This window comes from Chimaeribacter arupi (genome assembly GCF_002858805.1).
GTDB classification, from domain to species: domain Bacteria; phylum Pseudomonadota; class Gammaproteobacteria; order Enterobacterales; family Enterobacteriaceae; genus Chimaeribacter; species Chimaeribacter arupi.
The window spans coordinates 14794-39338 of sequence record NZ_PJZI01000016.1; the positions used below are offsets into that span (position 1 = coordinate 14794).

The window sequence follows — 24545 nt, forward strand, 5'->3', positions numbered from 1 at the left end:
GAAAGGGTAAACAGGCCACCTTCCGGTGATTGCCATCGCTGAAAACCGGTTGGCAAAATGGCAAAGATCCCCGTGAATCAGATCACAGTTCCCGCCACTGCTGCGCCCGGCGCAGAGTTGTTAATGAGATGTGATCTGCTACACAGTTCCCACCTTAAGCCGCACAATCTTGAAAAAATGACCGTTTTCCGGGCGATGACTGCCGTGGTTTCAAGGCAGCCCGGCGCACGCGCGCCTTACACTGCGTCAGGCCGGTTGGCCTCAGGGCGCGCACGGTTTCTTTCACTCTGTTGCGCCCAGGTGGCCGGCGGTATGACAGGTGCGGCCCGCGCCGCACTCCCTGACTGTTTACCGGAGGCATTAAAAATGACGTTACTGGCAGGTGATGACTTTTTTGCGTCCCGGGCGATGACCGTGACGGTAGAGCCACGCGCCCCGCAGCCGCCTTTCCCGGAGCACCACCACGACTTCTACGAGATTGTGCTGGTGGAGAGCGGGGCGGGGGTGCATGTGTTCAATGACCGCCCCTACACCCTGTGCAGCGGCACCGTGTGCTTTGTGCGCGACCGTGACCACCACTTGTTTGAGAACGTGGAGGGGCTTTACCTCACCAACGTGTTGTACCGTTCCCCGCAGGCGTTCCGTTTCCTTACCGGTATTGACCGCTTTCTGCCGCCGGATGACGGCCAGGGGCAGGTGCACTGGCATATCGGCCAGGAGGCGTTGCAGGAGGCGCGCCAGCACATCCGCACGCTGGCCCAACTGGCGGAAGACCACAGTGACGAAGGGATCGCCGCCAGTGAGAGCCGCTTCCTGCAACTGCTGCTGCTGCTGCACCGCAGCTGTTGCCAGCTGGAATCCAACGGCGGGCGGGATGCCAATGTGCTGGCGCTGCTGCGTTGGCTGGATAAAAACTTCACTGAAGAGGTGGGCTGGAGCGAACTGGCCGATCGCTACTCGCTGGCGCTGCGTACCCTGCACCGGCAGGTGAAGCAGCACACCGGCATGACGCCGCAGCGTTACCTTAACCGCCTGCGGCTGCTGGAGGCGCGCCGCCGGTTGTTTCAGACCGACCAGAGCATTACCCAGATCGCCCATGAGTGCGGGTTCGGTGACAGCAACCACTTCTCTACCCAGTTCCGGCGCGAGTTTGACCTCTCGCCGAAAATGATGCGCAACAGCGTGCGCTGACCAGAAATTTTCCGGATTTCAGGCCGCCGTCAACCCCGGCGGCCGGGGGTTATGGCAGGATAGCCGTTTGCCCTGTGTCCGGGAGATGTGGAGACCATGCCGCTGCTGAAACTTCAGCAACAAGACTATTTCCTGACCGGCCAGCAGGCGGTGAGCGTCGCTGAACGCCATCCGCAGCCGGACTTCCCGCTGCACCACCACGATTTTGATGAACTGGTGGTGGTGTGGCGCGGCAACGGTTTGCACATCTGGAACGATATTCCCTACCGTATTACCTGCGGCGACCTGTTTTATGTGGATGCGCGTGACCGCCACAGCTATGAGTCAGTGAATGGACTGGAGCTGGATAACATCCTGTTCGCCCGTGAGCGGCTGCGGCTGCCCACAGACTGGGCCTCCCTGCTGCCGGGCCATGAGGTGCCGCAGGCCGGGCGCTACTGGCGGCTGAGTATGCTGGGCATGGATGTGCTGCGCTGCAAAGTGGACGCGCTGGCGCAGGAGTGCCTGAAGTCCGACCCGCTGTCGTTACAGCTTGCCGAGGCGCTGTTGCTGCAACTGGCGTTGCTGTTGCAGCGCTACCGCCACCACCCGGACAGCCGGGAACTGGCCGACGCCCAGCAGATGGACTTACTGATGCTGGCCCTGCGCGGCAGCATCGCCGGGCCGTTCCGGCTGGAGGCGTTCTGCGAACAGCACCGCTTAACGCCGCGCACCCTGCGCGCATTGTTCAAACAGCAAACCGGCATGAGCATCAGTGACTACCTGCGGCAACTGCGGCTCTGCAACGCGATGGCACTGCTGCGGCACAGCCGGCAGCCGATTGGCGATGTGGCCGCCGCCTGCGGGTTCGATGACAGCAACTACTTTTCTGTGGTGTTCAACCGCGCATTCGGCGCCACCCCCAGTGGTTACCGGCAACGGTTCCAGCGGTAACCCGGCGCTCATCCACCCTGCGCCCCGCGGTGGCCTTGCCCTTATCCGCGCTGTGTTCCGGCACCTCTCCACCCGGTGGCCTGGCCTTTATCCGCGCTGTGCCCCGGCACCTCTCCACCCTGCGCTCTGACCTTTATCCGCGCTGTGTTCCGGCACCTCTCCACCCGGTGACCTGGCCTTTATCTGCGCTTTTCCTGCTCCCCTGTTTCTGCGGTACCCTCGGGCGCCCGGCTACGTTTTCAGCGTCGCGATCAGACGGGTAACCGCCGGGGTGATCTGCGCCTCGTCATACACCGCATAGAGATCCGCCGGGATAGGCTCGCTCAGCGGGCGGAATACCACGCCCGGCCACGCCATCTGCGCATAACTGTCGGCCATCAGGGTGATGCCCAGCCCCATGCTGATCAGCGCCAGCACCGTTTGCGGCTCCACCGCTTCGCGCACAATCGAGGGGGTAAAGCCTGCGCTTAAACAGATGTTATGCAGAAACCGCCAGTCAGAGTGCGCCGCCGGCAGGGTAATGAACGGCTCGCGGCTCAGCCTCGCCAACGGCACCGTGGCGTGAGCGGCCAGCGGGTGTTGGCAGGGCAGGGCCACCTGGAATGCGGCCTGATGCAACCGCACGCTGTGCAGGCCATACGGCGGGTCCACTGCCATACGCCAGAGGCCCACATCCAGTTGCTGGCGCTCCAGCATGAGCCGTTGCCGGTCGGGCGACTGCTCATGGAAGGTGATCTCCACCTCGGGGTTGTCCTGCATAAAACGGTAGATCAGCGTGCGCAGGGTGCCCCACAGGGCCGTGCCCACTAAGCCCAGCGCAATGCGGCCGGTTTCGCCGCGGCCAATTTTTTCGACCCGCGCCAGCGCCAGGTGGGTATTGGTGAGCAGTTTGCGCGCCTCTTCCATCAATACCCGCCCGGCCTGGGTCAGCACCACGCTGCGCGAATGGCGGATAAACAGCGGCGTACCCAATTGGGTTTCCAGATCTTTAATATGTGTGCTGAGCGGCGGCTGCGACATATGGAGCCGGGCGGCGGCCCGGCCAAAATGCAGCTCCTCCGCGACGGCCAGAAAATACCGCAGCAGCTTTAAATCCGTCCGAAATACATGCTCCATGAAAGCCCGCTCCTTGCCGGTTGATGACATGCCATGACAGGCGCGTCATCATCCTGCCGTGTCGCGCAACCGGCAATCGCGCGTTAAACAAAGCGGAACGGAGCGCGCAAATTAATGGCGCAAAAAGGTGATCACCAGATAGCCGATGTACATAAAGACAATCGACAGGATGCCCGGCAAGACATTCGGCACCGGGATCGGCAGCCGCAGCAGGGTAAACAGCGCGCCAATTCCAAAGCCTACGCCCGAAGAAAACAGAATCTCTCTCACATTGACCTCCTTTTATGATCGACATGATGGCCGGCCGGTGCCCCAGCCGGCAGGGATTAATGCAGTGACCGCGGCACAGCCGCCCGGCCGGGGGTATGCGGGTAGCGGAACGCCACGGCAAACAGCACGGCCAGCAGCAGCGCATAGGCGGCAAAAATCAGCCAGATGGTTTGCCACGCTTTAACGCCTTCCACCGTGAAGTGATCCACTGCCAGGCCGCTCAGGATGGCGCCGATATAGGCCCCTACGCCGTTGACCATGGTCATAAACAGCCCCTGTGCACTGGCCCGGATGCGCGGGTCGACCTCCTGCTCGACAAACACCGAGCCGGAAATATTGAAAAAATCGAACGCGCAGCCGTACACCACCATCGACAGCAGCAACAGCACCATGCCGGTGGCGGAGGGGTCACCAAACGCAAACAGGCCGAAGCGCAGCATCCACGCCACCATGCTCATCAGCATCACGGTTTTGATGCCGAAACGCCGGAGGAAGAACGGGATAGTCAGGATGAAGCCCACTTCTGACATCTGGGAAACGGACAGCAGCAGGGAGGGGTATTTCACTACTAGGCTGTCAGCGAACACAGGCTGGCGGGCAAAATCGTGCAGGAACGGGCTGCCGAAGGTGTTGGTGACTTGCAGTACCGCACCCAGCAACATGGCGAACAGGAAAAAGATCGCCATCCGCGGCTTTTTGAACAGCACAAACGCCTCCAGCCCCAGTTTTCCGGCCAGCGTCTGCGAGGTGTGGCCGGCAGGCGGAATGGCCGGCAGCGTCAGGGCGTAGGCCGCCAGGCACAACGACGCGCCGGAGGCGATATAGAGCTGGAGGTTGCTCAGCTCCAGCCCGAGCAGGCTGATGACCCACATGGCGCTGATAAAGCCCAGGGTGCCGTAGACGCGGATCGGTGGGAAATGGGTGACGCTCGGGAGGCCGGCGCGCGCCAGGCAGGCGTAGGCCACGCTGTTTGACAGCGCAATGGTGGGCATAAACGCCATCGCATTGACCAGCATCACCCAGAACATCACGCCCGGCGTGGCGACCTGCGCGGCATACCAGAGCGCCGCCGCCCCCACCAGATGGCACAGCAGATAGGCGCGGTCAGCCCGCAGCCATTTATCCGCGATGATCCCGACCAGCCCCGGCATCACGATCGCCGCCAGCCCTTTCGAGCTGTAAACCATGCCGACATCGGCCCCGGTAAAATGCAGGCGGTTAATCATGTAAGAACCCAGCGTGACCAGCCAGCTTCCCCAGATAAAATATTGCAGGAATGACATGATTTTCAGGCGGGAGGTTATCTCCATATCATTTTCCTTTTTGCAGGATGCAGTCAGGCCCCCGGCTGCGCAGGGGCCGCGGGACATCAGGGCAGATTACGCAGGAAGGTGCAGATCAACTGGATGAAGTGCCGGCGGGAGAGCGCCGCCGCGGACAGGGTTTGCTGGTGGGAGAGCGGCACATCACCCAGCCCTTCCGCCAGATTGGTGATGGCGGAAACCGCCACCACGGCCAGCCCGCAATGGCGGGCGGAGATTACCTCCGGCACCACAGACATGCCGACCACATCCCCACCGATGAGCTGCATCATGCGGATTTCGGCCGCGGTTTCGAAGTTAGGGCCGGGATAGGACACAAACACCCCTTCGGTGAGCACAATCCCCTCCTCGTGCGCCGCGGCCTGCAACCGGGCGCGGTAGCCCGCGTCATAGGCATTCGCCAGCGTAAAGAAACGCTCGCCGAACCGGTCATCATTCGGCCCCACCTGTGGCGTGCCCGGCATGGTATTGATGTGATCACGGATCGCCACCAGGCTGCCCGGCCCGACCTCCGGGCGCAGTGACCCGGCGGCATTGGTGCAGAACAGCAGCTCACAGCCCAGCAATTTGAAGGTGCGCACCGCCGTGGTCATCACGCCCATCCCATGCCCTTCATAGAAATGGCCGCGGCCTTTCATGCATACCACCGGCACCCCCTCCAGATGGCCCAGCACCAGCGCGCCCGCGTGGCCCGCCACCGTGCTGACCGGGAACCCCGGCAGCGTCTCATAGGGGATGTCAACGGCATCCTGGATCTTTTCCGCCAGCGCGCCGAGGCCGGAGCCGAGAATAAAGGCCACGCGCGGGGTAAAGCCCGGTTTATGCGCCCGGATAATTTCCGCGCTGAGGTACGGGTGCTGGGATGACGGGGCAAGGGACTCAGAAGCAGAGGACATAGGAACTCCTTATCAGACAAGGGACAAGGCGAGGGATCGCCGGGCGGTAACAGGCCGCTGCCCGGCTTTATAACGGGAAACCCCCTCAGGCAACCAATACCGTTTTTTCTGATGATTCATACCCACAAACTATTGATGTGCGGGCAGGCAGGGCAGGCGGGGCAGGGCGGGGGCAGGATGCAGGCATAAAAAAAGCGCGGCCACCGGGGCCGCGCTTATCAACGTTCAGCGAGCAGGGATTACTTCACCTGCATGCCCGGCTGGGCACCGCTGTCCGGGCTGAGCAGGAAGATCTCTTTCCCGCCCGGCCCTGCGGCCATTACCATGCCTTCGGAGATGCCGAAACGCATTTTGCGCGGCGCGAGGTTCGCCACCATGATGGTCAGGCGGCCTTCCAGCGCTTTCGGGTCCGGGTAGGCGGAGCGGATGCCGGAGAAGATCTGGCGCTTCTCGCCGCCCAGATCAAGTTGCAGTTTCAAGAGCTTATCGGAACCTTCCACCACATCCGCCTGCTCAATCAGCGCGATGCGCATATCCACTTTGGCGAAATCATCAAAGGTGATGGTTTCCTGGATTGGGTCATCGGCCAGCGGGCCGGTGACCGGTGCCGCAGCGGCGGCCATGTCTTCTTTGGAGGCGTCGACCATGTTCTGTACCTTGTCGAGATCAATACGGTTAAACAGTGCTTTGAACGGCATCACCGGGTGGCCGAGCAGCGGGGACGCGATGCCTTCCCAGGTCAGCGGGGTGTTGAGGAACGCCTCTGCGCGCATGCTCAGGGCCGGCAGCACCGGTTTCAGGTAGGTCATCAGTACCCGGAACAGGTTGATGCCCATCGAGCAGATCGCCTGCAGGTCAGCGTCACGCCCTTCCTGCTTCGCCACCACCCACGGGGCCTGCTCATCCACATAGCGGTTGGCGAGATCCGCCAGCGCCATGATTTCACGGATCGCCTTGCTGAACTCGCGGGCGGCATAGGCCTCGGCGATGCTCTCCGCCGCGGCGGTGAAGGTGGCATACAGCGCCTCATCGGCCAGCGTGTCCGCCAGTTTGCCGTCAAAGCGTTTGTTGATGAACCCGGCATTGCGCGAGGCGAGGTTCACCACTTTGTTGACGATGTCCGCGTTGACGCGCTGGACGAAATCTTCCAGGTTCAGGTCGATGTCATCAATGCGCGACGAGAGCTTGGCGGCGTAGTAGTAGCGCAGGCAGTCAGCGTCCAGGTGCTTCAGGTAGGTGTCCGCCTTGATGAAGGTGCCGCGTGATTTGGACATCTTCGCGCCGTTGACCGTGACATAACCGTGCACGAACAGGTTGGTCGGCTTGCGGAAACCGCTGCCTTCCAGCATCGCCGGCCAGAACAGGCTGTGGAAGTAGACAATGTCCTTGCCGATGAAGTGGTACAGCTCGGCCTCAGAGTCTTTTTTCCAGAACTCGTCGAAATCCAGGTCGCCGCGCTTGTCGCACAGGTTCTTGAAAGAGCCCATGTAGCCAATCGGCGCATCCAGCCAGACGTAGAAGTATTTGCCCGGCGCATCCGGGATTTCAAAGCCGAAGTAGGGCGCATCACGCGAGATGTCCCACTGTTGCAGGCCCGATTCAAACCACTCCTGCATCTTGTTTGCCACCTGCTCCTGCAACGCGCCGGAGCGGGTCCAGGCCTGCAGCATGGCGCTGAAGGAAGGCAGGTCAAAGAAGAAGTGCTCGGAGTCGCGCATTTCCGGCGTCGCCCCGGAGACCGCGGATTTCGGGTCAATCAGTTCCGTCGGGCTGTAGGTCGCGCCGCAGACTTCGCAGTTGTCGCCGTACTGGTCCGGCGATTTGCATTTCGGGCAGGTGCCTTTGACGAAACGGTCCGGCAGGAACATGCCTTTTTCCGGGTCGTAAAGCTGGGAGATGGTACGGTTTTTGATGAAACCGTTCTCTTTCAGCCGGGTGTAGATCAGCGAGGAGAGCTCGCGGTTTTCGTCGCTATGGGTCGAATGGTAGTTGTCATAGCTGATGTCAAAGCCGGCGAAATCCTGTTGGTGCTCCTGGCTCATCTCGGCAATCATCTGCTCCGGGGCGATGCCCAGCTGCTGGGCTTTCAGCATGATCGGGGTGCCGTGCGCGTCGTCCGCACAGATGAAATGGACCTCGTGGCCGCGCATCCGCTGGAAACGCACCCAGATATCTGCCTGGATGTGCTCGAGCATGTGGCCGAGATGGATAGAGCCGTTGGCGTACGGAAGTGCGCACGTCACCAATAATTTTTTCGCGACTTGAGCCATAGTGGGAAATTGCTTTCTGTATGAGGAAAAAGGGCCTTCGATGTTACCCGATCGCGGCGCAGGCCGCTAGGTGGGTTTCTTGCAGCGGCGCGCGGCAGCGGGCACGCGGATCTGATATGCTTGCACTATTTTCCGTTGGTTATTGTTTAAGGAGCCGGGATGAACCCTAAATCCCCTGAGCAGAATACCCCCGCGGCGCTGCGCGCCCTGGTGACCGGCGAACTGGCCGCCTTTACCCACCCGACATTGCAGCAGAACCTGGCCGCGCTGAAGGCGCTGCACCACTGCACGGTGCTGGATGGCGTGCTGCATATCGAGTTGCAGATGCCGTTCGCCTGGCAGAGCGCGTTCCTTGACCTGCAGGAGCAGGCCAGTGCGCCGCTGATGCAGGCCACCGGCGCACGGGCGGTAGAGTGGACGCTGAAACAGGATATTGCGACGTTAAAGCGCGTCGGCGATCGCGCCGGGATTAAAGGCGTACGCAACATTATTGCCGTGAGTTCCGGCAAGGGCGGGGTCGGCAAGTCAAGCACCGCGGTGAACCTGGCGCTGGCACTGGCGGCGGAAGGGGCGAAAGTCGGCGTGCTGGACGCAGACATCTACGGCCCGTCAGTGCCGGCGATGCTCGGCACCCAGCATGAGCGCCCGACCTCACCGGACGGCACCCACATGGCGCCGATCATGGCGCACGGGCTGGCCACCAACTCCATCGGCTATCTGGTGGATGATGAAAACGCGATGGTGTGGCGCGGGCCGATGGCCAGCAAAGCGCTGATGCAGCTGTTGCAGGACACCCTCTGGCCGGATCTCGACTACCTGGTGCTCGACATGCCGCCGGGCACCGGCGACATCCAGCTGACGCTAGCACAGAACGTGCCGGTGACCGGCGCGCTGGTGGTGACCACGCCGCAGGACATCGCGCTGCTGGACGCGATGAAAGGCATTGTGATGTTTGAAAAGGTCAATGTGCCGGTGCTGGGCGTGATTGAGAACATGAGCATGCATATTTGCAGCAACTGCGGCCACCATGAGCCGATTTTCGGCACCGGCGGCGCAGAGAAACTGGTGGAGAAGTACCACTGCGAGCTGCTCGGCCAGATGCCGCTGCATATCGCGCTGCGTGAGGATCTTGACCGCGGCGAACCCACGGTGATTGCCGACCCGCAGGGCGAGCTCGCCACGCTCTACCGCCAGCTTGCCGGGCGGGTGGCGGCGGCGCTGTACTGGAAAGGTGAGCCGATCCCCACCGAAATCTCTTTCCGCGCGCTGTAACCTCAGCGCATAAAAAAGCCCGCTCCGGCGGGCTTTTTGCTGTCTGAGGCGCTTATTTGAGCGTCATTTGCCCGGCGGCGGGCGGCGTCAGAATGCTGAGGTGGTGCAGATCCGCCCGGGTAAAGGCGCGGGTGGCCGGTGAAATCGCCACCGCGATGCGCTCTAAAAGCCCCTGCGTCGGGGCCACTTTGCCGGTGTTGATTAAAAACAGCGGCACCACCAGCGCCATCGCCAGCTGCCCATACGAGAGGCGCGGCACGGTGGCGGAGGTTTGCAGCATCAGGAACGTGGTGCTGATGGTAAAGCCCAGCACCAGCCCGGCCACCACTTCTGCCGGGGAATGCACGTGGATGACCAGCCGCGAATAGCCGACAAAGAACGCCAGCACATACCCGGTGGTGATGGCGCCAATGCGCACCAGGCGCGGCATCCGGCCGGTCAGCATCCACATCAGCACCGGCCAGATGCTGGCGGAGAGCGCCGAGTGGCCGCTGAAGCCGGTGAAATCAAACCGGCGGCTGCCGATGCCCCAGCCCATAAACGCCAGCTTGGAGAGGCAAACCAGCCCGCCCGCAATGCCGAACAGCAGCATCCACTGCCAGGTGGCGCGGCGGGTTTCCGGGTTGGCCAGCAACATCAGCAGGATCAGGGCCGCGCAGGGCAGCAGCAACATGCTGTCGCCGAAATAGGTTAACCAATGCCAGTTCATGCGGTGTGCTCACCCTAAAGATAAAATTCTCACGGCAGGGATCTGCCCGGTGCAGAGAACGTGCCGGAGTCGGCGGTATCGGGTTATGTTAACGTAATGCGCTCATTAATAAGTAGTATGAATGTTCTTAAAAATGTAACTGCCCGCCATCCGTTGCAGCCGCGGGCTGCGATCCTTGCCGCAGGCTAAAGAGGCGCGCCGCCTAAGTGCTGGCAACCGATCCCTTAACTCCCTATAATTGCCGCGATCACCGCCCCGGCTGGGGCGTGCCCTTTCCCACTATGAATCAGGTCTTTAAAAGTTATGACTGACAAGCCCCACCAATGCGTCATTATCGGTATCGCCGGCGCTTCCGCCTCAGGTAAAAGCCTTATCGCCAGCACCCTCTATCGCGAACTGCGTGAGCAGGTCGGCGATGAGCACATCGGCGTTATCCCTGAGGACAGTTATTACAAAGACCAAAGCCATCTCACGATGGAAGAACGTGTGCAGATTAACTACGACCACCCAGGCGCAATGGACCACAACCTCCTGTTCCAGCACCTGCAGATGCTGAAGGCCGGCAAGCCGATTGAGCTGCCGCTCTACAGCTACGTGGAATACACCCGCAAGCCGGAAACCGTGCACCTGAAGCCGAAAAAAGTGATCATCGTTGAGGGCATCCTGCTGCTCACCGACATCCGCCTGCGTCAGGAGATGAACTTCTCCATCTTCGTGGATACGCCGCTGGACATCTGCCTGATGCGCCGTATGAAGCGTGACGTGAATGAACGCGGCCGTTCGATGGATTCCGTGATGCAGCAATATAAGAAAACCGTGCGCCCGATGTTCCTGCAATTTATTGAGCCGTCCAAACAGTATGCGGACATCATCGTGCCGCGCGGCGGCAAAAACCGCATCGCCATTGACATCCTGAAAGCCAAAATCAGCCAGTTTTTTGAATAGCGTGCCCACGCCTGAAGGAAGTAACCCATGAGACTCTGCGACCGAGACATTGAAGCCTGGCTGAACGATGGCCGGCTGGCCATCACCCCACGCCCGCCGGTAGAGCGCATCAGCGGCGCCACCGTGGATGTGCGGCTGGGCAACCAGTTCCGCGTGTTCCGCGGCCACACGGCCCCCTATATTGACCTGAGCGGCCCGAAGGATGAAGTGAGCGCCGCGCTGGATCGCGTGATGAGTGATGAGATCGTGCTGCCGGAAGGGGAGGCGTTCTTCCTGCACCCCGGCGAGCTGGCGCTGGCGGTGACGCTGGAGTCAGTGACGCTGCCGGCGGACCTGGTGGGCTGGCTGGATGGCCGCTCCTCGCTGGCGCGCCTGGGGCTGATGGTGCACGTGACCGCACACCGGATCGACCCGGGCTGGCAGGGGCGGATTGTACTAGAGTTCTATAATTCGGGTAAATTACCCCTGGCATTGCGCCCCGGCATGATGATTGGCGCACTGAGTTTTGAACCGCTTTCCGGCCCGGCAGCCAGACCTTACAACCGCCGCGAGGATGCCAAGTACCGCGACCAGCAGGGCGCCGTGGCCAGCCGGATTGACAAGGATTGATCCCAGAGCGGGGCGCGGCTTCACAATGAGGAAGGCATGAGAAGATTACTGACAACGTTGGCTATTTTGCTGCTGGTGCTGGTGGCGGGGATGACCGCCCTGGTATTGCTGGTTAATCCGAACGATTTCCGTCATTACATGGTGCGGCAGGTGGAGCAGAAAAGCGGCTATCAGCTGGCACTGAGCGGCGATTTGCGCTGGCATGTGTGGCCGCAGCTGAGCATTATCGCCGGGCCGATGACGCTGACCGCCCCCGGCGCGCAGGCCCCGATGGTCAGTGCAGACAATATGCGCCTCGATGTGAAGCTCTGGCCGCTGCTTTCCCACCAGCTGGCCGTGAAGCAGGTGATGCTGAAAAACGGCGTGATCCGCCTGACGCCGGAAAGCGCCGCCCGCCCGCAGCCTGATGCCCCGCTGGCCCCCGGCGGCCGGCCGGAACCGGCCGAGCCGGTGCACTGGAAGTATGACATTGACGAACTGAAAGTGGCGGACAGCCTGCTCATCTGGCAGCAGGGCAATGAAAATCCGATCAACGTCCGGGACATCAACCTCTCGCTCTCCCAGCATGATCACCGCCAGGCGGCGATCAGCCTCTCCAGCCGCATCAACCGCGACCAGCGCGATCTGACGTTCTCCCTCTCCGGGCAGGCGGACATGTCACGCTTCCCGCAGGCGGTGACCGGTAAAATCGACCAGCTGGATTACCGGCTGGAGGGGGTGGATCTGCCCGCCGGGGGGATTAAAGGGCAGGGCACCTTGCAGGCGGCCTGGCAGCAAGACCCCGCGTCCCTTACCCTCAGCCAGCTGGTGCTCTCTGCCAATGACAGCCAGGTGCATGGTGAACTGGCCGCGCAACTGGGCGACGTGCCGCACTACCGCGCCAACCTGCAGGCTGACCGGCTGAACCTGGACGGCCTGACCGGCTGGAAACCGGCCAACGGCGAAGCCCGGCAGCAGGGCCAGACCACCACCTTTGCGCCGGTTATCTCGCAAAATGTGCTGGCCCACCAGAACGAACTGGCGGGCCTGACCGGCTTTACCGCCCAGCTGTCGCTGAAGGCTGCCAACCTGACCTACCGCGGCTTGCAGGTGGCCCAGTTTGCTGTGCAGGCGGACAACCAGCGCGGCAACGTGACGCTGGCCGCGCTGAGCGGCAAACTGGGGCAGGGGGACTTTTCCCTGCCGGGCACCCTGGATGCCACCGGCGACCGGCTGCGCATGAGCCTGTTACCGGTACTGCATCAGGTTGAGCTGGGGCCGGTGCTGCGGGCGTATGGCCTGCCGGAAGCATTGACCGGCCGCTTCTCCCTGACCGGCACGGTATCCGGCGAAGGGCTGACCACCGAGGATGTGAACCAGCGCTGGCAAGGGCAGGCAGAGATGTCGATGCAGCCGGCGCGGCTGCATGGCCTGAACGTGCAGCAACTGATCCAGCAGGCGGTGGCCCGCAACAACGGGGGCGTTCAAGGGCAGGAGCGCTATGAGCGCTACACCGAAGTCGATCAGCTGCACTCCCACGGTGTGCTGAAAAACGGCGTGCTGACCCTGACGCAGCTTCAGGCGACCTCCCCGATGCTGACGCTGAACGGCGGCGGCACCCTGAGCCTGACCGATGAGCAGTGTGACGTGACGCTGGCCACCCAGGTGACCGGCGGCTGGCGGGGCGATAACAGCAGCCTGATTGACACCCTGAGCCGTACCGCGGTGCCGCTGCGCATCTATGGCCCGTGGCAGCAACTGAATTACCAGTTGCAGGTGGATCAGGTGTTGCGTAAGCAGCTGCAACAGGAAGCCCGGCGCGCGCTGAAAAACTGGGCAGAAAAAAACAGCGGCAATCAGGAGAACAAGCCGCTGAACAAACTGCTTAACCAGAACTGACCTGCTCAACCACAACTGATCTCCTCAACCCGTATTGGCCTCCTCCGGGGCGCGGCGGCGCCCCGGCTTTCCCGGCCCCTGTGGTGACGGCCCCTGCCGTCACCACAGGGGCTTCTTTCTGCCCGATGGCCTTTTCTCCCGCTAATTTCCCGCTTCCCTGATAAAGGTTGACGAAAATCAGTACCTTTCCGGCTGACTTTCGGCACAGTCGCGCCTGCTTTCTTTTTACTTTTTTCTTTCTTTCGCCTGCACGCCGCAGTGGGCCGGCGCAGGCCACACAGGGTAGGGGAAATAATATGCTGGAGCTGATAGTCGGGCTGGCGGTCACGGTGGGCGTGGGCCGTTATATTATGAAAGGGTATTCGGCCAGTGGGGTGCTGCTGACCGGCGGCGTGCTGCTGTTAATCATCAGCGCGCTGATGGGCAAAGCCGTGCTGCCGGAAGGCACCGCCGCCACCGGCTGGCAGGCTGCGGACATCGCCGAGTACATCAAAAGCCTGCTGATGAGCCGGGGCGGCGATCTGGGCATGATGATTATGGTGCTGTGCGGGTTTGCCGCCTATATGACCCACATCGGGGCCAATGACATCGTGGTGAAACTGGCCTCACGGCCGTTGCAGAAAATCAACTCGCCCTATCTGTTGATGATTGCCGCCTACTTTATGGCCTGCCTGATGTCGCTGGCGGTCTCTTCGGCCACCGGGCTGGGGGTGCTGCTGATGGCGACGCTGTTCCCGCTGATGGTCAATGTCGGCATCAGCCGCGGTGCCGCGGCGGCCATTTGCGCCTCCCCGGCGGCGATTATCCTGTCACCGACGTCCGGAGATGTGGTGGTGGCGGCCAAAGCGGCACAGATGCCGCTGGTGCAGTTTGCCTTCAGCACCACGCTGCCGGTGTCAGTCGCTGCCATTATCAGCATGGCGGTGGCGCACTTTTTCTGGCAGCGCTGGCTCGACCGCCGGTCACCGGCGGCGCAGGAGCAGCTGACGCCGGGTGACATCACCACCGATGCGCCGCGCATTTACGCCATTCTGCCGTTTACGCCGATTCTGGGCGTGCTGCTGTTTGATGGCCGCTGGGGGCCGGAGCTGCACATTATTACCGTGCTGGTGATGTGCATGGCGCTGACGGCGGTGATTGAGTTTATCCGCCACCGGCAGGCGCAAGCGGTGTTCCGGGGGCTGGAGACCGCCTACCGCGGCATGGCAGACGCCTTTGCCAATGTGGTTATCCTGCTGGTGGCCGCCGGGGTGTTTGCCCACGGGCTGGGCACGGTGGGCTTTATCAGCGCACTGATTGGCCTGGCGCAAGCGTTCGGCGGCGGCGCGCTGGTGATGATGCTGGTGCTGGTGGTGATCACCATGCTGGCGGCAATGACCACCGGCTCAGGCAATGCGCCGTTTTATGCGTTTGTGGCGCTGATCCCGCAACTGGCGACGCAGATGGGCATCCGCCCGGCGTATCTGGCGGTGCCGATGCTTCAGGCCTCCAATCTGGGCCGGACATTGTCCCCGGTGTCCGGCGTGGTGGTGGCCGTGGCCGGCATGGCTAAAATTTCACCTTTTGAAGTGGTGAAACGGACTTCGGTGCCGGTGCTGACCGGGCTGGCCGTGATCATCATCGCCACAGAACTGTTGATTCCTCTGCATTAACCTGTACGCCGGCGGGCAGCCGGTGAGAACAGTGAGCTGCCCGCCGTTATGTAAAGATTCGGACTACTCTGCTTTCTAAAGTGAAAAATTTATAATCTCACTGCACCACGCCGCTATTTCACTCGACATTTTTCCGGCCCCGCCAATATTATTTTTGGGTTTTCTTTTGCCTGTCATCTGGCGCTTTTATCTTTTCACGGCATTGGGCCAATCCGGCGCGGCGGTGATACCGGGGGGTACGTTATGAGTGGGAACGATCGCGAGATCCAGTGGATTAATACCCTGAAAGGGGCCTGTATTTTGCTGGTGGTCTTACACCATCTGATGCTGACCAGCTTTATTCCTTCCATGAGCGTCATTGGCGAAGAGAGCGTGCTCGGCCAGTGGTGGCTGACGCTCAATGCCCACCTGACGCCGCTGCGGATGCCGTCATTCTTCTTTATCTCCGGCTTGCTCGCCGCCGGCGCGGTGATCCAGAAAACCTGGCGTGACGTGTTTACCAAACGCGTGGTTAACCTGCTCTATGTCTACCTGCTGTGGTGCCTGATCCAATGGGCGCTGGTCTCTTTCATCAACCACTACCTGTCGTTTGACCAGTGGGGCGTGAAGAATATGGTGGGCACCTCCTACGCGGATTCCCTCAACCAGTTCGTAATGTACAGTGTGACGGCGATGGCCAACACCTGGTATCTCTACGCGCTGGCGATCTATTTTGTGGCCTGCAAGCTGTTTAAGAACAACGTGCTGGCGCTTCTCCTGCTCTGTGTGGCGGCAAACTACGTCGCGGCGCGCGGGTTACTGCCGGGCTGGGGGCCGAACAGCGTGGCGCAAAATGCCCTCTATTTCTGCGTCGGCTGTTTCTATGGCCGTCAGGTGGTGGAGTTCCTGCAACATCGCCGCCATGTGCTGGCCGTGTTGCTGGTGGCGCTGCCGCTGGCGCTGCTCCATGCCCGCTTCGGCATGAACAAAAGCATTTTCCATTGCGCCATCGCCATTGTGCTGTGTGTGGTGATTTGCCGGGAAGTGAACGCCCGGATGACGCCCAACAGCCTGAACTGGCTGGGGAAAAACACCCTCCAGGTCTATGTCATCCATAAAATCGTCACGGAAATTATTGCGGTCTGTGTGGTCGGGGCGCTGGTGCACTACCGTGCCTTTGACAGCTGGTCGTTCTCCGCCGCATGGCTGCTGGCGTTCCCGTTTGTCGGGGTGGCGCTCTCGGTATGCCTGTCGCTCGGGATCTGGCGGCTGATTAACCGTGGGGTAGGGCGGGCGCTGTTCCAGTACCCTGGGATGGTAAAACCGCTGCCGGCGATGGCAAAACTGCCGTAAACCCGGCGGCCTGTCACGTTACCGGGCGGGGCCTGAACAGCGGCCCCGCCCGGCCATTACACTTCGTAATCCTCTTCTACCGGCTGCGGCGGCGCGACGATTTTCACTTTGGTGATGCGGTGGCTGTTCACTTCCAGTGCCTCAAACAGGTAATCCCCAATCTGCTGGGTGGCCCCCTGTTGGGGGATCGCCTGCGCATACTCCATCAGCAACCCTGCCAGCGTATGGTATTCCCGTTTCTCATCCACCGGCACCGGAATATAGAGCGCCAGATCCTCCAGCGGAATATAGCCGTTAGCGACCCAGGTACGCTCGTCAAGCTGCTGGATGTCATGACGCGGATCGTTGTCTTCCCCTGCCACCGGCAGGTTACCGGCAATGGTTTCCATCACATCCGTGAGTGTCACCACCCCCTCCACGGAACCAAATTCATCCACCACAAACGCAAAGTGGGTCTGCGCCTGGCGGAACTGCTCCAGCGCCATCAACAGCGAAAGCTGTTCCGGGAAGATAAGCGGCTGGCGCACCAGTGCGCGGATGTCCAGCTCCGGCTGGCTCAGCGTCTGCCGCAGCAGGTCAATAATATGCACCACGCCGAGCGGCTCATCGGCCGCGCTGTCCTCGGTGACCACCAGCCGGGTGTGCTGGTTGCGGGTCAGTTGTTCAGTCAGCCGCTCCGGCGGGTCATTCAGCTCCAGGCACTCCACATCATGGCGCGAGGTCATGATGCTGCTGACGGTACGCTGCGCCATGCCGAGTACCCGTTCAATCATCCGGCGCTCCTGCTCGTTGAACACCTCCTGCGTTTCACCGCCGTGGTCGGCCACCATGCCGGCGGCATGGGTGTCGAGCTCGGCATCCTCATGTCGGCCGCCCAGCATCCGCAGCACGGTTTCTGCCGTGCGCTCACGCAGCGAGCGGTGTGAGGAGAGGAAACGCCGCCGGTTGAACTGCGCCAGCTGGTTCAGCGCCTCAATCAGCACCGAGAAACCGATGGCGGCGTAGAGGTAACCTTTCGGGATGTGATAGCCGAAGCCGTCGGCAATCAGGCTGAAGCCGATCATCAGCAGGAAGCTGAGGCAGAGGATCACAATCGTCGGGTGTGCATTGACGAACCGGGTCAGCGGCTTGCTGGCCAGCAGCATAAGGCTCATCGCAATACAGACCGCCAGCATCATCACCGGCAGGTGGTCTACCATGCCGACGGCGGTGATCACCGAATCCAGCGAGAAGACGGCGTCCAGCACCACAATCTGCGCCACCACCGGCCAGAAACGCGCCGCTTTGCGGTTATTACCGCCTTCGCTGTCTTTGCCCTCCAGTTGTTCATTCAGCTCGACCGTGGCTTTAAATAAAAGAAACACCCCGCCCACCAGCATAATCATATCCCGCCCGCTGAACGGGTGGCCACGCAAGGTAAACATCGGCTGGGTGAGGGTGGAGAGCCAGGAAATAGACGCCAGTAACAGTAAACGCATCACCAGCGCCAGGATAAGGCCGGTAATTCGGGCGCGGTCGCGCTGCTTGCGCGGGACTTTTTCCGCCAGGATGGCAATAAATATCAGGTTATCGATGCCGAGCACGATCTCCAGCACCACCAGCGTGGCCAGCCCGGCCCAAATTGTCGGATCAGCGATCCATTCCATAAACAGTTATCACCTCAATCTTTCCACGGAATATACCGCACAACGAATAATGTAAGCCGCCACGTTAAAATTCAACCTTAAATGGTTAGGTATTCCTATTTGTAGCAAGCTACTGGTTAAGGTTTATGCATAAAAGCAATTACGTGAGTTTAATCAGGGTAATTCCCCTGCTTAATATGGAAATATACCTAAGGATAATCTTATTTTTCAGCCGCACCAGGGGCGCCATTACTGATTGGCACGGTAAGTTAATAAGAAGGCAATCTGATTAATCTGAAATGTGTGCTTTTTTTATGGCGGGCCTTGCGTAGTTGAAAATTAAACGAAAGCAAGCATTTTGCAGCAAAAAAAGGTTAATAATCAGCCCATTGAAGCGGGAAAAATCGCTGTAGAAAAGGACGGAAAAAAAGGGGGGGTAGTCTTATTCCTAAAAGGATACTCAAGGGCTACAACAGGCTTGTAACACCTCTTCAATAGTATAAGAATCTTAGACACAATTTATATATCGCGTTCCGCCCATTGCACTAATGATGACGATAAATTGTTGGTTTTGTGACAAGGCTATCATTTGTACATAACCAGTGACCTCGCCTTCGCCGCTCGCCTGAGCGGGATAAAGGCGCCCGGTTAACAACGTTTTCTCCCCAGTACATTGGTAGCTGTAAGCCAAGGGCGGTAGCGTGTCCGGATAAAGGAACGGTCAATTGTTCAGCACCGCAATATTTACGCGGCGTGAGAAAATATATAGAGCATTCCTAACGTCAATACTCTTTACTTCCGCCATGATGCTTTCACCGGGTAATCACCCAGGGAATGCCTCACCGGCCGCAGGGGTTAACTTCCCGGCAGGTAAACAGCAGAAGTGAATTCGTGTGAAATTGATAAGCAGTTTATATGAAATCGGTTAACTAAGAGCATTCTGAAGATGAATGTTTGATAAAGATCGTTATAGTACGGTTATCAATACACCTCTATTCATAAAGGATTCAACGCATATTACGCGATGCCGATGGGCAGTTGCGTCTACTACACGCTTGGGGCTTTGAAGGGTTGAGCAGTGACTTTATCAGGGGCGGCGGAATACGTCCTTTTCAGAAAATCAGCGACAGTGATGATAATTCAATGGCTAAAAGAAAATTAAAACTGATACCGCTTTTGGTATCGATCACCCTGATCAGTGGTTGTGCCGTCATTCCTGGTCAGAATCTTTCTACCAGTGGGAAAATGGTCGTCAAACAGGATGACGCCGATTACGACATCGACAAATTAGTCAATGTCTATCCGCTTACACCGAAGCTGGTGGAGCAGATGCGGGTTCGCCCACTGGTCGCACAGCAAAATCTCGGCCTGCAAACTGAGCTGGCCAACTATCAATACCGCATTGGGGTGGGCGATGTGCTTAACATCATCGTCTGGGACCACCCGGAACTGACCACCCCGGCGGGGACGTACCGCAGTGCCAGCGACACCGGCAACTGGGTGCACTCTGACGGCACCATCTTCTACCCGTACATCGGCCGGGTAAAAGTAGTGGGCCGCACCGTGACCCAGATCCGCGATGAAATTTCCCGCCGCCTGGCGCAATTCATCGAAAGCCCGCAGGTTGATGTGAGCATCGCGTCGTTCCGTTCACAGAAAGTGTATGTGTCCGGCGAAGTGGCCACCTCCGGCCAGCAGCCGATCACCAACGTGCCGCTGACCATCCTGGACGCCATCAACGCCGCCGGCGGCCTGACGGCTGACGCGGACTGGCGCAACGTGGTGCTGACGCACAACGGCCGCGAGGAGCGTATCTCCCTGCAGGCCCTGATGCAAAACGGCAACCTCGGTCAGAACCGTCTGCTTTACCCGGGCGATATCCTGTTCGTGCCGCGTAATGATGACCTGAAAGTGTTCGTGATGGGTGAAGTCGTCAGACAGTCCACCCTGAAAATGGACCGCAGCGGCATGACGCTGACCGAAGCGCTGGGGAATGCCCAGGGTGTTGACCAGACCGTGGCCAACGCGACCGGCATCTTTGTTATCCGTCCGACCCGCGGGGCAGAAGGCAGCAAGCTGGCTAACATCTACCAGCTGAATACCTCTGATGCCTCCAGCATGGTGCTCGGGACGGAGTTCCAGCTACAGCCGTATGACATTGTGTATGTGACTGCCGCACCGATTGTCCGTTGGAACCGCCTGATCAACCAGCTGCTGCCAACCATCAACAGCGTCCGTTACATGACCGATACGGTGCATGACATTAAGGATTGGTAAGTCAGATGTTTAATTCTGTTTTGGTGGTGTGCGTGGGCAATATCTGCCGTTCCCCGACCGGGGAACGGTTATTGCGCCGCTATACCGACAATAAGGTCATTCAGTCTGCCGGATTGTCTGCGCTGGTAGGGAAACCTGCCGATGAGCAAGCCAGGCTGGTGGCCGAAGAACACGGATTGCACCTTGATGGGCACACGGCCCGGCAGCTTACCGCCTCCCTGTGCAGAGAATTTGATTTAATTCTGGTCATGGAACGCAAGCATATTGATGCGGTAACGAACCTGGCCCCCGAGGTACGGGGCAAAACGATGCTTTTCGGGCACTGGTCCAGTCAGCGCGATATACCAGACCCGTACCGGAAGAGTCGTGAAGCGTTCGAGTCCGTATACCGTTTACTTGATGATGCGGCTCAGCAATGGGCAAAAGCACTTACTAGCTAATCAGGGAATAAGATGTCTGAGAAAAATAAAGTTCAATCAAGCCACATGGGCGGCAATGACGAAATCGACCTGGGCAGGCTAATTGGTACGCTGCTGGATCACCGCTGGTTGATCATCGGGATTACCTCCCTGTTCGCCGTTATCGGCATTATTTATACCCTGTTCGCAACGCCTATTTATAAAGCGGATGCCATGGTACAGGTGGAATCCACGGTCGGTAACGCGATCATGGATAACCTGGACAGCATCATGCCGGGTGCCAAGCCGGGTTCCGATGCGGAAATCCAGCTGATCCAGTCCCGTATGGTGCTGGGGAAAACCGTGGCTGACCTGAACCTGGACACCCAGGTGCAGGAGCATCACTTCCCGGTGTTCGGCAGTGGCTGGGCGCGCATCACCGGCCAGAAACCGGCCCAGATCGCCGTGTCACGCTTCAATGTGCCGACCGTCTGGATGAACAAGCCGATGGAACTGGAGATGGTTGACAGCAAACACTTCGTGCTCTCCACCGATGACGGTGAAGTGCTGAAAGGCGAAGTGGGCAAACTGGCGACCGAAGGTGAGTTCAGCCTGCTGGTCAGCGATGTGAAAGCGGAACCGGGCACCCGTTTTGACATCGTCAAACGCCCGGAAATCTCCGCCATCAAACAGATCCAGAACCAGCTGGTGATTGAGGATGCAGGCCGTGATACCGGCGTGCTGAACCTGTCACTGACCGGCGCAGACCCGGAACTGACCCAGAAAACCCTGGCAAGCGTCGCCAACAACTACCTGATGCAGAACGTTGAGCGCAAATCGGCCGAAGCGGAAAAAAGCCTGAACTTCCTGCGTGTGCAGCTGCCGGAAGTCCGCAGCAAGCTGGACGCCGCTGAAGACAAGCTGAACCGCTACCGCCAGCAGAACGACTCTGTGGACATGTCCCTGGAGACCAAAGCGCTGCTGGACCAGATGGTGGGCCTTGAGGGCCAGCTGAACGAGCTGACTTTCCGTGAAGCCGAGATCTCCAAGCTGTACACCAAGTCTCACCCGGCGTACCGCACCCTGCTGGAAAAACGCCAGACCCTGGAGAGCGAAAGAAATAACCTGAACAAACGTGTCAGCTCCATGCCGGAGACCCAACAGGAGATCCTGCGCCTGACCCGTGACGTGCAGGCCGGCCAGGAAGTCTACATGCAACTGCTGAACAAACAGCAGGAGCTGAGCATCACCAAAGCCAGCACCGTGGGCAACGTGCGTATCGTGGATAACGCGCTGACCCAGCCGGGCGTGGTGAAGCCGCAGAAAATCCTGATCATCATCATCGCCATTATGCTGGGGCTGATTGTCTCCATCTTCTGGATTGTGGTGAAAATCATGCTGTACCGCGGCATCGAAAGCCCGACAGTGCTGGAAGAAGCCGGGATCAACGTGTATGCCAGCATCCCGCTCTCCGAATGGCAGCAGAAGAAGGATCGTGAAATCTTTGCCGGCAACCTGAAAAATGCCAAACGCAAAGAACAGGCCGCCGGTGTGCTGGCGATCGGCAACCCGACCGACCTGGCGGTGGAAGCGGTGCGCAGCCTGCGTACCAGCCTGCACTTCGCCATGCTGGAAGCGAAAAACAACATCCTGATGATCTCCGGTGCCAGCCCGTCGATTGGTAAGACGTTCGTCTGTACCAACCTGGCGGTCGTCGTGGCGCAAACCGCGAAACGCGTGCTGATCATCGATGGTGACATGCGTAAAGGCTACACCCATGACCTGCTCGGCGTGCCGAACAACAGCGGCTTGTCTGACATCCTGTCCGGCCAGAGCAGCATCCAGAATGCGGTGAAGAGCGCCGGGGTAGCGAACTTCGACATCATTACCCGCGGTAAGGTGCCGCCGAACCCGTCTGAGCTGCTGATGCATGAGCGCTTTGACGAGCTCCTGGCCTGGGCCAGCGCCAACTATGACATCGTGCTGATCGACACCCCGCCGGTACTGGCGGTGACGGACGCGGCGATTGTCGGGCGCAAAGCCGGTACGGCGCTGATGGTGGCCCGTTATGGCGTGAACACCCTGAAAGAGATCGAAGTGAGTATCAACCGTTTCGAGCAGAACGGTATCGAGATCAAGGGCGTTATCCTCAACTCCGTGATCAAGAAAGCCAGCAATTACTACGGTGATTACGGCTACTACGAATACGAGTACAAGTCTGCCAAGCAGTAATGCACCACCTGGGGCAGCCCCTGCGGCTGCCCTCTCTCTGCCGGCTTTGGCCGGCAACCTCATCGGGCTGTACTGCAATGGATACGCCACCGCGCACTGATGGTGGGTGATAAGCGACCTTACGGATGAGTCTCTATTAAGACGCACCAAGAGCAGAGAGTAAAACTATGAATGAAAAACGCGTGTCCGTGTATATTCCGACGCACAACCGCTCGTCACTGCTGGAGCGGGCAATTAAGTCGGTCATTAACCAGACCTATAAAAATGTGGAAATCCTGATTTGCGATGACGGCTCATCAGACGATACCCAACAATTGGTCGAGCGTTATCAGGCGCTGCATGACAATATTGTCTACCTGAAAAATGAAACACCGAAAGGCGCGTGCGCTGCCCGTAATTTAGGGATTAATGCCGCCACCGGCCACTATATTACCGGCCTGGATGATGATGATGAATTCCTGCCGGAGCGTATCGAGAAGTTCGTTAAATTCTACGAGCGCCATAAATACCCGTACCTGAGCTCAGGCATTATCTTTAATTTCGGGAAGCACCAGAAAGTAGGCTTTAATAAAGTTACCCATATCCGGCTGGACTCCCTGTTATACCAGAACATCGTCGGCAGCCAGGTCTTTACCAAAACCGATTATCTGCGTGCGATTGGCGGCTTCGATGAGAGCTTCAAAGCCTGGCAGGATTACGACACCTGGGTCCGCCTCGGGGCGCGCTACGGGGAAGGGTACAACATCTGCGAAGCCACCTACATCCAGCACCTGGAGCATGAGTTCGGCCGCATCACCAAGAGCAACAAGCTGGAGATTGGTTACAACCAGTTCGTGACCAAACACCGCAAGCTGCTGAAACCGGCACACCGCAAGAACCTGCTGTTCAATTACAAAATGGCGCGGGATGAACGCCTCTCCATGCAGGACCTGATGCAGGTCTGTTACCCGGGTAACGTGGTTAACGTGATTAAATACCAGGCCCGCAAAATATTGATGTAGCCGACACGCGCTTGAGCAAGGAATAACAATGAGTGCTATTTATTTCATTCTTCTGATGGTGAAGGATGCGTTGAAATATTTATCCCATCTGGGGTTCCGGGCAAAAATGCGCGCCAACCGGGTGCGTATTGACAGTTCCGCCTCGGTATTTGTCGGGCCTGATAATGTGCTGACGCTGAAACCCGGTGTCTCCATTGGAAAAGGCAGTGTAATTACCTGTTCCGATGAGATGGCTAAAAAAGGCGTCCGCAGCCGTATTGTGGTGGGTGAGGATACGGCTATCAACGAATATAACAATATTCGTGCGTCAGGCGGGGAAATAATTATCGGGAAGAAATGTATTATTTCTCAATATGTGAGCATGATCGCCAGTAACCATGAAATAAATACCACCGAATACATGAAAGATGCCTTGTGGGACAACGTGAAAACCTCTGTCACCATCGGGGATGATGTCTGGATTGGGGCCGGTGCGGTGATCCTGCCGGGTGTCCGGGTCGGCAATGGCTGCGTGATTGCCTCCGGCGCGGTCGTGACCAAAAACGTGCCGGACTTCAGCATTGTGGCAGGCGTACCGGCCAAAGTGGTCAGCCAGCGCCCGATTCACGCGTAACCCG

At 59.2% G+C, this 24545-nt stretch carries 20 protein-coding genes; 13 read left to right on the plus strand and 7 right to left on the minus strand.

Features of this window, described 5'->3' with window-relative positions:
* Nucleotides 1-366 precede the first annotated feature (366 nt).
* On the plus strand, nucleotides 367-1191 hold the full coding sequence (gene rhaS / locus CYR52_RS11015; RefSeq protein WP_072928410.1) for an HTH-type transcriptional activator RhaS: 825 nt from the start codon (nucleotides 367-369) through the stop codon (nucleotides 1189-1191).
* Between the two features lie 96 nt (nucleotides 1192-1287).
* Nucleotides 1288-2124, plus strand: coding sequence for an HTH-type transcriptional activator RhaR (rhaR, locus tag CYR52_RS11020; RefSeq protein WP_101828595.1), 837 nt, complete (start codon nucleotides 1288-1290; stop codon nucleotides 2122-2124).
* Between the two features lie 231 nt (nucleotides 2125-2355).
* Here rhaR and CYR52_RS11025 read toward each other — a convergent pair whose 3' ends face one another.
* From CYR52_RS11025 to metG, 5 genes are all read right to left on the minus strand, one after another.
* Entirely contained in the window at nucleotides 2356-3240 is an 885-nt protein-coding gene (locus CYR52_RS11025; protein WP_101828576.1) for a LysR family transcriptional regulator, read from the minus strand.
* A 111-nt stretch (nucleotides 3241-3351) separates the two neighbouring features.
* Entirely contained in the window at nucleotides 3352-3510 is a 159-nt protein-coding gene (locus CYR52_RS11030) for a DUF1427 family protein (protein ID WP_072928412.1), read from the minus strand.
* A gap of 56 nt (nucleotides 3511-3566) precedes the next feature.
* Entirely contained in the window at nucleotides 3567-4820 is a 1254-nt protein-coding gene (locus tag CYR52_RS11035) for a nucleoside permease (protein ID WP_072928413.1), read from the minus strand.
* Nucleotides 4821-4879: 59 nt separating this feature from the next.
* Nucleotides 4880-5728 carry a xanthosine phosphorylase gene (xapA, locus tag CYR52_RS11040; protein WP_101828577.1) on the minus strand — a complete coding sequence of 283 codons (849 nt, stop codon included), beginning with the start codon at nucleotides 5726-5728 and terminating at the stop codon, nucleotides 4880-4882.
* A 239-nt stretch (nucleotides 5729-5967) separates the two neighbouring features.
* A complete protein-coding gene (gene metG / locus CYR52_RS11045) occupies nucleotides 5968-7998 on the minus strand; it encodes a methionine--tRNA ligase (protein WP_072928415.1) in 2031 nt (676 codons plus the stop codon).
* A gap of 159 nt (nucleotides 7999-8157) precedes the next feature.
* On the opposite strand from metG, the gene apbC reads away from it, so the two are divergent.
* A complete protein-coding gene (gene apbC, locus CYR52_RS11050; protein WP_072928416.1) occupies nucleotides 8158-9270 on the plus strand; it encodes an iron-sulfur cluster carrier protein ApbC in 1113 nt (370 codons plus the stop codon).
* A gap of 52 nt (nucleotides 9271-9322) precedes the next feature.
* Here apbC and CYR52_RS11055 read toward each other — a convergent pair whose 3' ends face one another.
* Nucleotides 9323-9979, minus strand: a complete 657-nt coding sequence (locus CYR52_RS11055) for a phosphatase PAP2 family protein (protein WP_072928417.1) — start codon at nucleotides 9977-9979, stop codon at nucleotides 9323-9325.
* Nucleotides 9980-10282: 303 nt separating this feature from the next.
* Between CYR52_RS11055 and udk the strand changes: the two genes are divergently transcribed.
* The 5 genes from udk to CYR52_RS11080 all read left to right on the plus strand — a co-directional run bounded on the left by udk (nucleotide 10283) and on the right by CYR52_RS11080 (nucleotide 16395).
* Nucleotides 10283-10924, plus strand: a complete 642-nt coding sequence (udk, locus tag CYR52_RS11060; RefSeq protein WP_072928418.1) for a uridine kinase — start codon at nucleotides 10283-10285, stop codon at nucleotides 10922-10924.
* Between the two features lie 27 nt (nucleotides 10925-10951).
* Nucleotides 10952-11533 (plus strand): dCTP deaminase, encoded by a 582-nt coding sequence (dcd, locus tag CYR52_RS11065; protein WP_072928419.1) that lies wholly within the window; start codon nucleotides 10952-10954, stop codon nucleotides 11531-11533.
* Nucleotides 11534-11569: 36 nt separating this feature from the next.
* Nucleotides 11570-13411 carry an outer membrane assembly protein AsmA gene (asmA, locus tag CYR52_RS11070; protein WP_101828578.1) on the plus strand — a complete coding sequence of 614 codons (1842 nt, stop codon included), beginning with the start codon at nucleotides 11570-11572 and terminating at the stop codon, nucleotides 13409-13411.
* 296 nt (nucleotides 13412-13707) lie between these two features.
* Nucleotides 13708-15063 carry an anaerobic C4-dicarboxylate transporter DcuC gene (gene dcuC / locus CYR52_RS11075; protein WP_101828579.1) on the plus strand — a complete coding sequence of 452 codons (1356 nt, stop codon included), beginning with the start codon at nucleotides 13708-13710 and terminating at the stop codon, nucleotides 15061-15063.
* 243 nt (nucleotides 15064-15306) lie between these two features.
* On the plus strand, nucleotides 15307-16395 hold the full coding sequence (locus CYR52_RS11080; RefSeq protein WP_072928422.1) for an acyltransferase family protein: 1089 nt from the start codon (nucleotides 15307-15309) through the stop codon (nucleotides 16393-16395).
* A 56-nt stretch (nucleotides 16396-16451) separates the two neighbouring features.
* On the opposite strand, the gene CYR52_RS11085 is transcribed toward CYR52_RS11080, so the two are convergent.
* Nucleotides 16452-18041, minus strand: coding sequence for a TerC family protein (locus CYR52_RS11085; RefSeq protein ID WP_072928423.1), 1590 nt, complete (start codon nucleotides 18039-18041; stop codon nucleotides 16452-16454).
* 1122 nt (nucleotides 18042-19163) lie between these two features.
* Between CYR52_RS11085 and CYR52_RS11090 the strand changes: the two genes are divergently transcribed.
* The 5 genes from CYR52_RS11090 to CYR52_RS23010 all read left to right on the plus strand — a co-directional run bounded on the left by CYR52_RS11090 (nucleotide 19164) and on the right by CYR52_RS23010 (nucleotide 24541).
* Nucleotides 19164-20297 (plus strand): polysaccharide export protein, encoded by a 1134-nt coding sequence (locus CYR52_RS11090; protein ID WP_072928424.1) that lies wholly within the window; start codon nucleotides 19164-19166, stop codon nucleotides 20295-20297.
* Nucleotides 20298-20302: 5 nt separating this feature from the next.
* A complete protein-coding gene (locus tag CYR52_RS11095) occupies nucleotides 20303-20737 on the plus strand; it encodes an arsenate reductase/protein-tyrosine-phosphatase family protein (protein ID WP_072928425.1) in 435 nt (144 codons plus the stop codon).
* 12 nt (nucleotides 20738-20749) lie between these two features.
* Nucleotides 20750-22927: a tyrosine-protein kinase Wzc gene (gene wzc, locus CYR52_RS11100; RefSeq protein WP_072928426.1), complete on the plus strand. Its 2178-nt coding sequence runs from the start codon at nucleotides 20750-20752 to the stop codon at nucleotides 22925-22927.
* 167 nt (nucleotides 22928-23094) lie between these two features.
* Nucleotides 23095-23928 carry a glycosyltransferase gene (locus CYR52_RS11105; RefSeq protein WP_072928427.1) on the plus strand — a complete coding sequence of 278 codons (834 nt, stop codon included), beginning with the start codon at nucleotides 23095-23097 and terminating at the stop codon, nucleotides 23926-23928.
* Nucleotides 23929-23956: 28 nt separating this feature from the next.
* A complete protein-coding gene (locus CYR52_RS23010) occupies nucleotides 23957-24541 on the plus strand; it encodes an acyltransferase (RefSeq protein ID WP_072928428.1) in 585 nt (194 codons plus the stop codon).
* Nucleotides 24542-24545 lie beyond the last annotated feature (4 nt).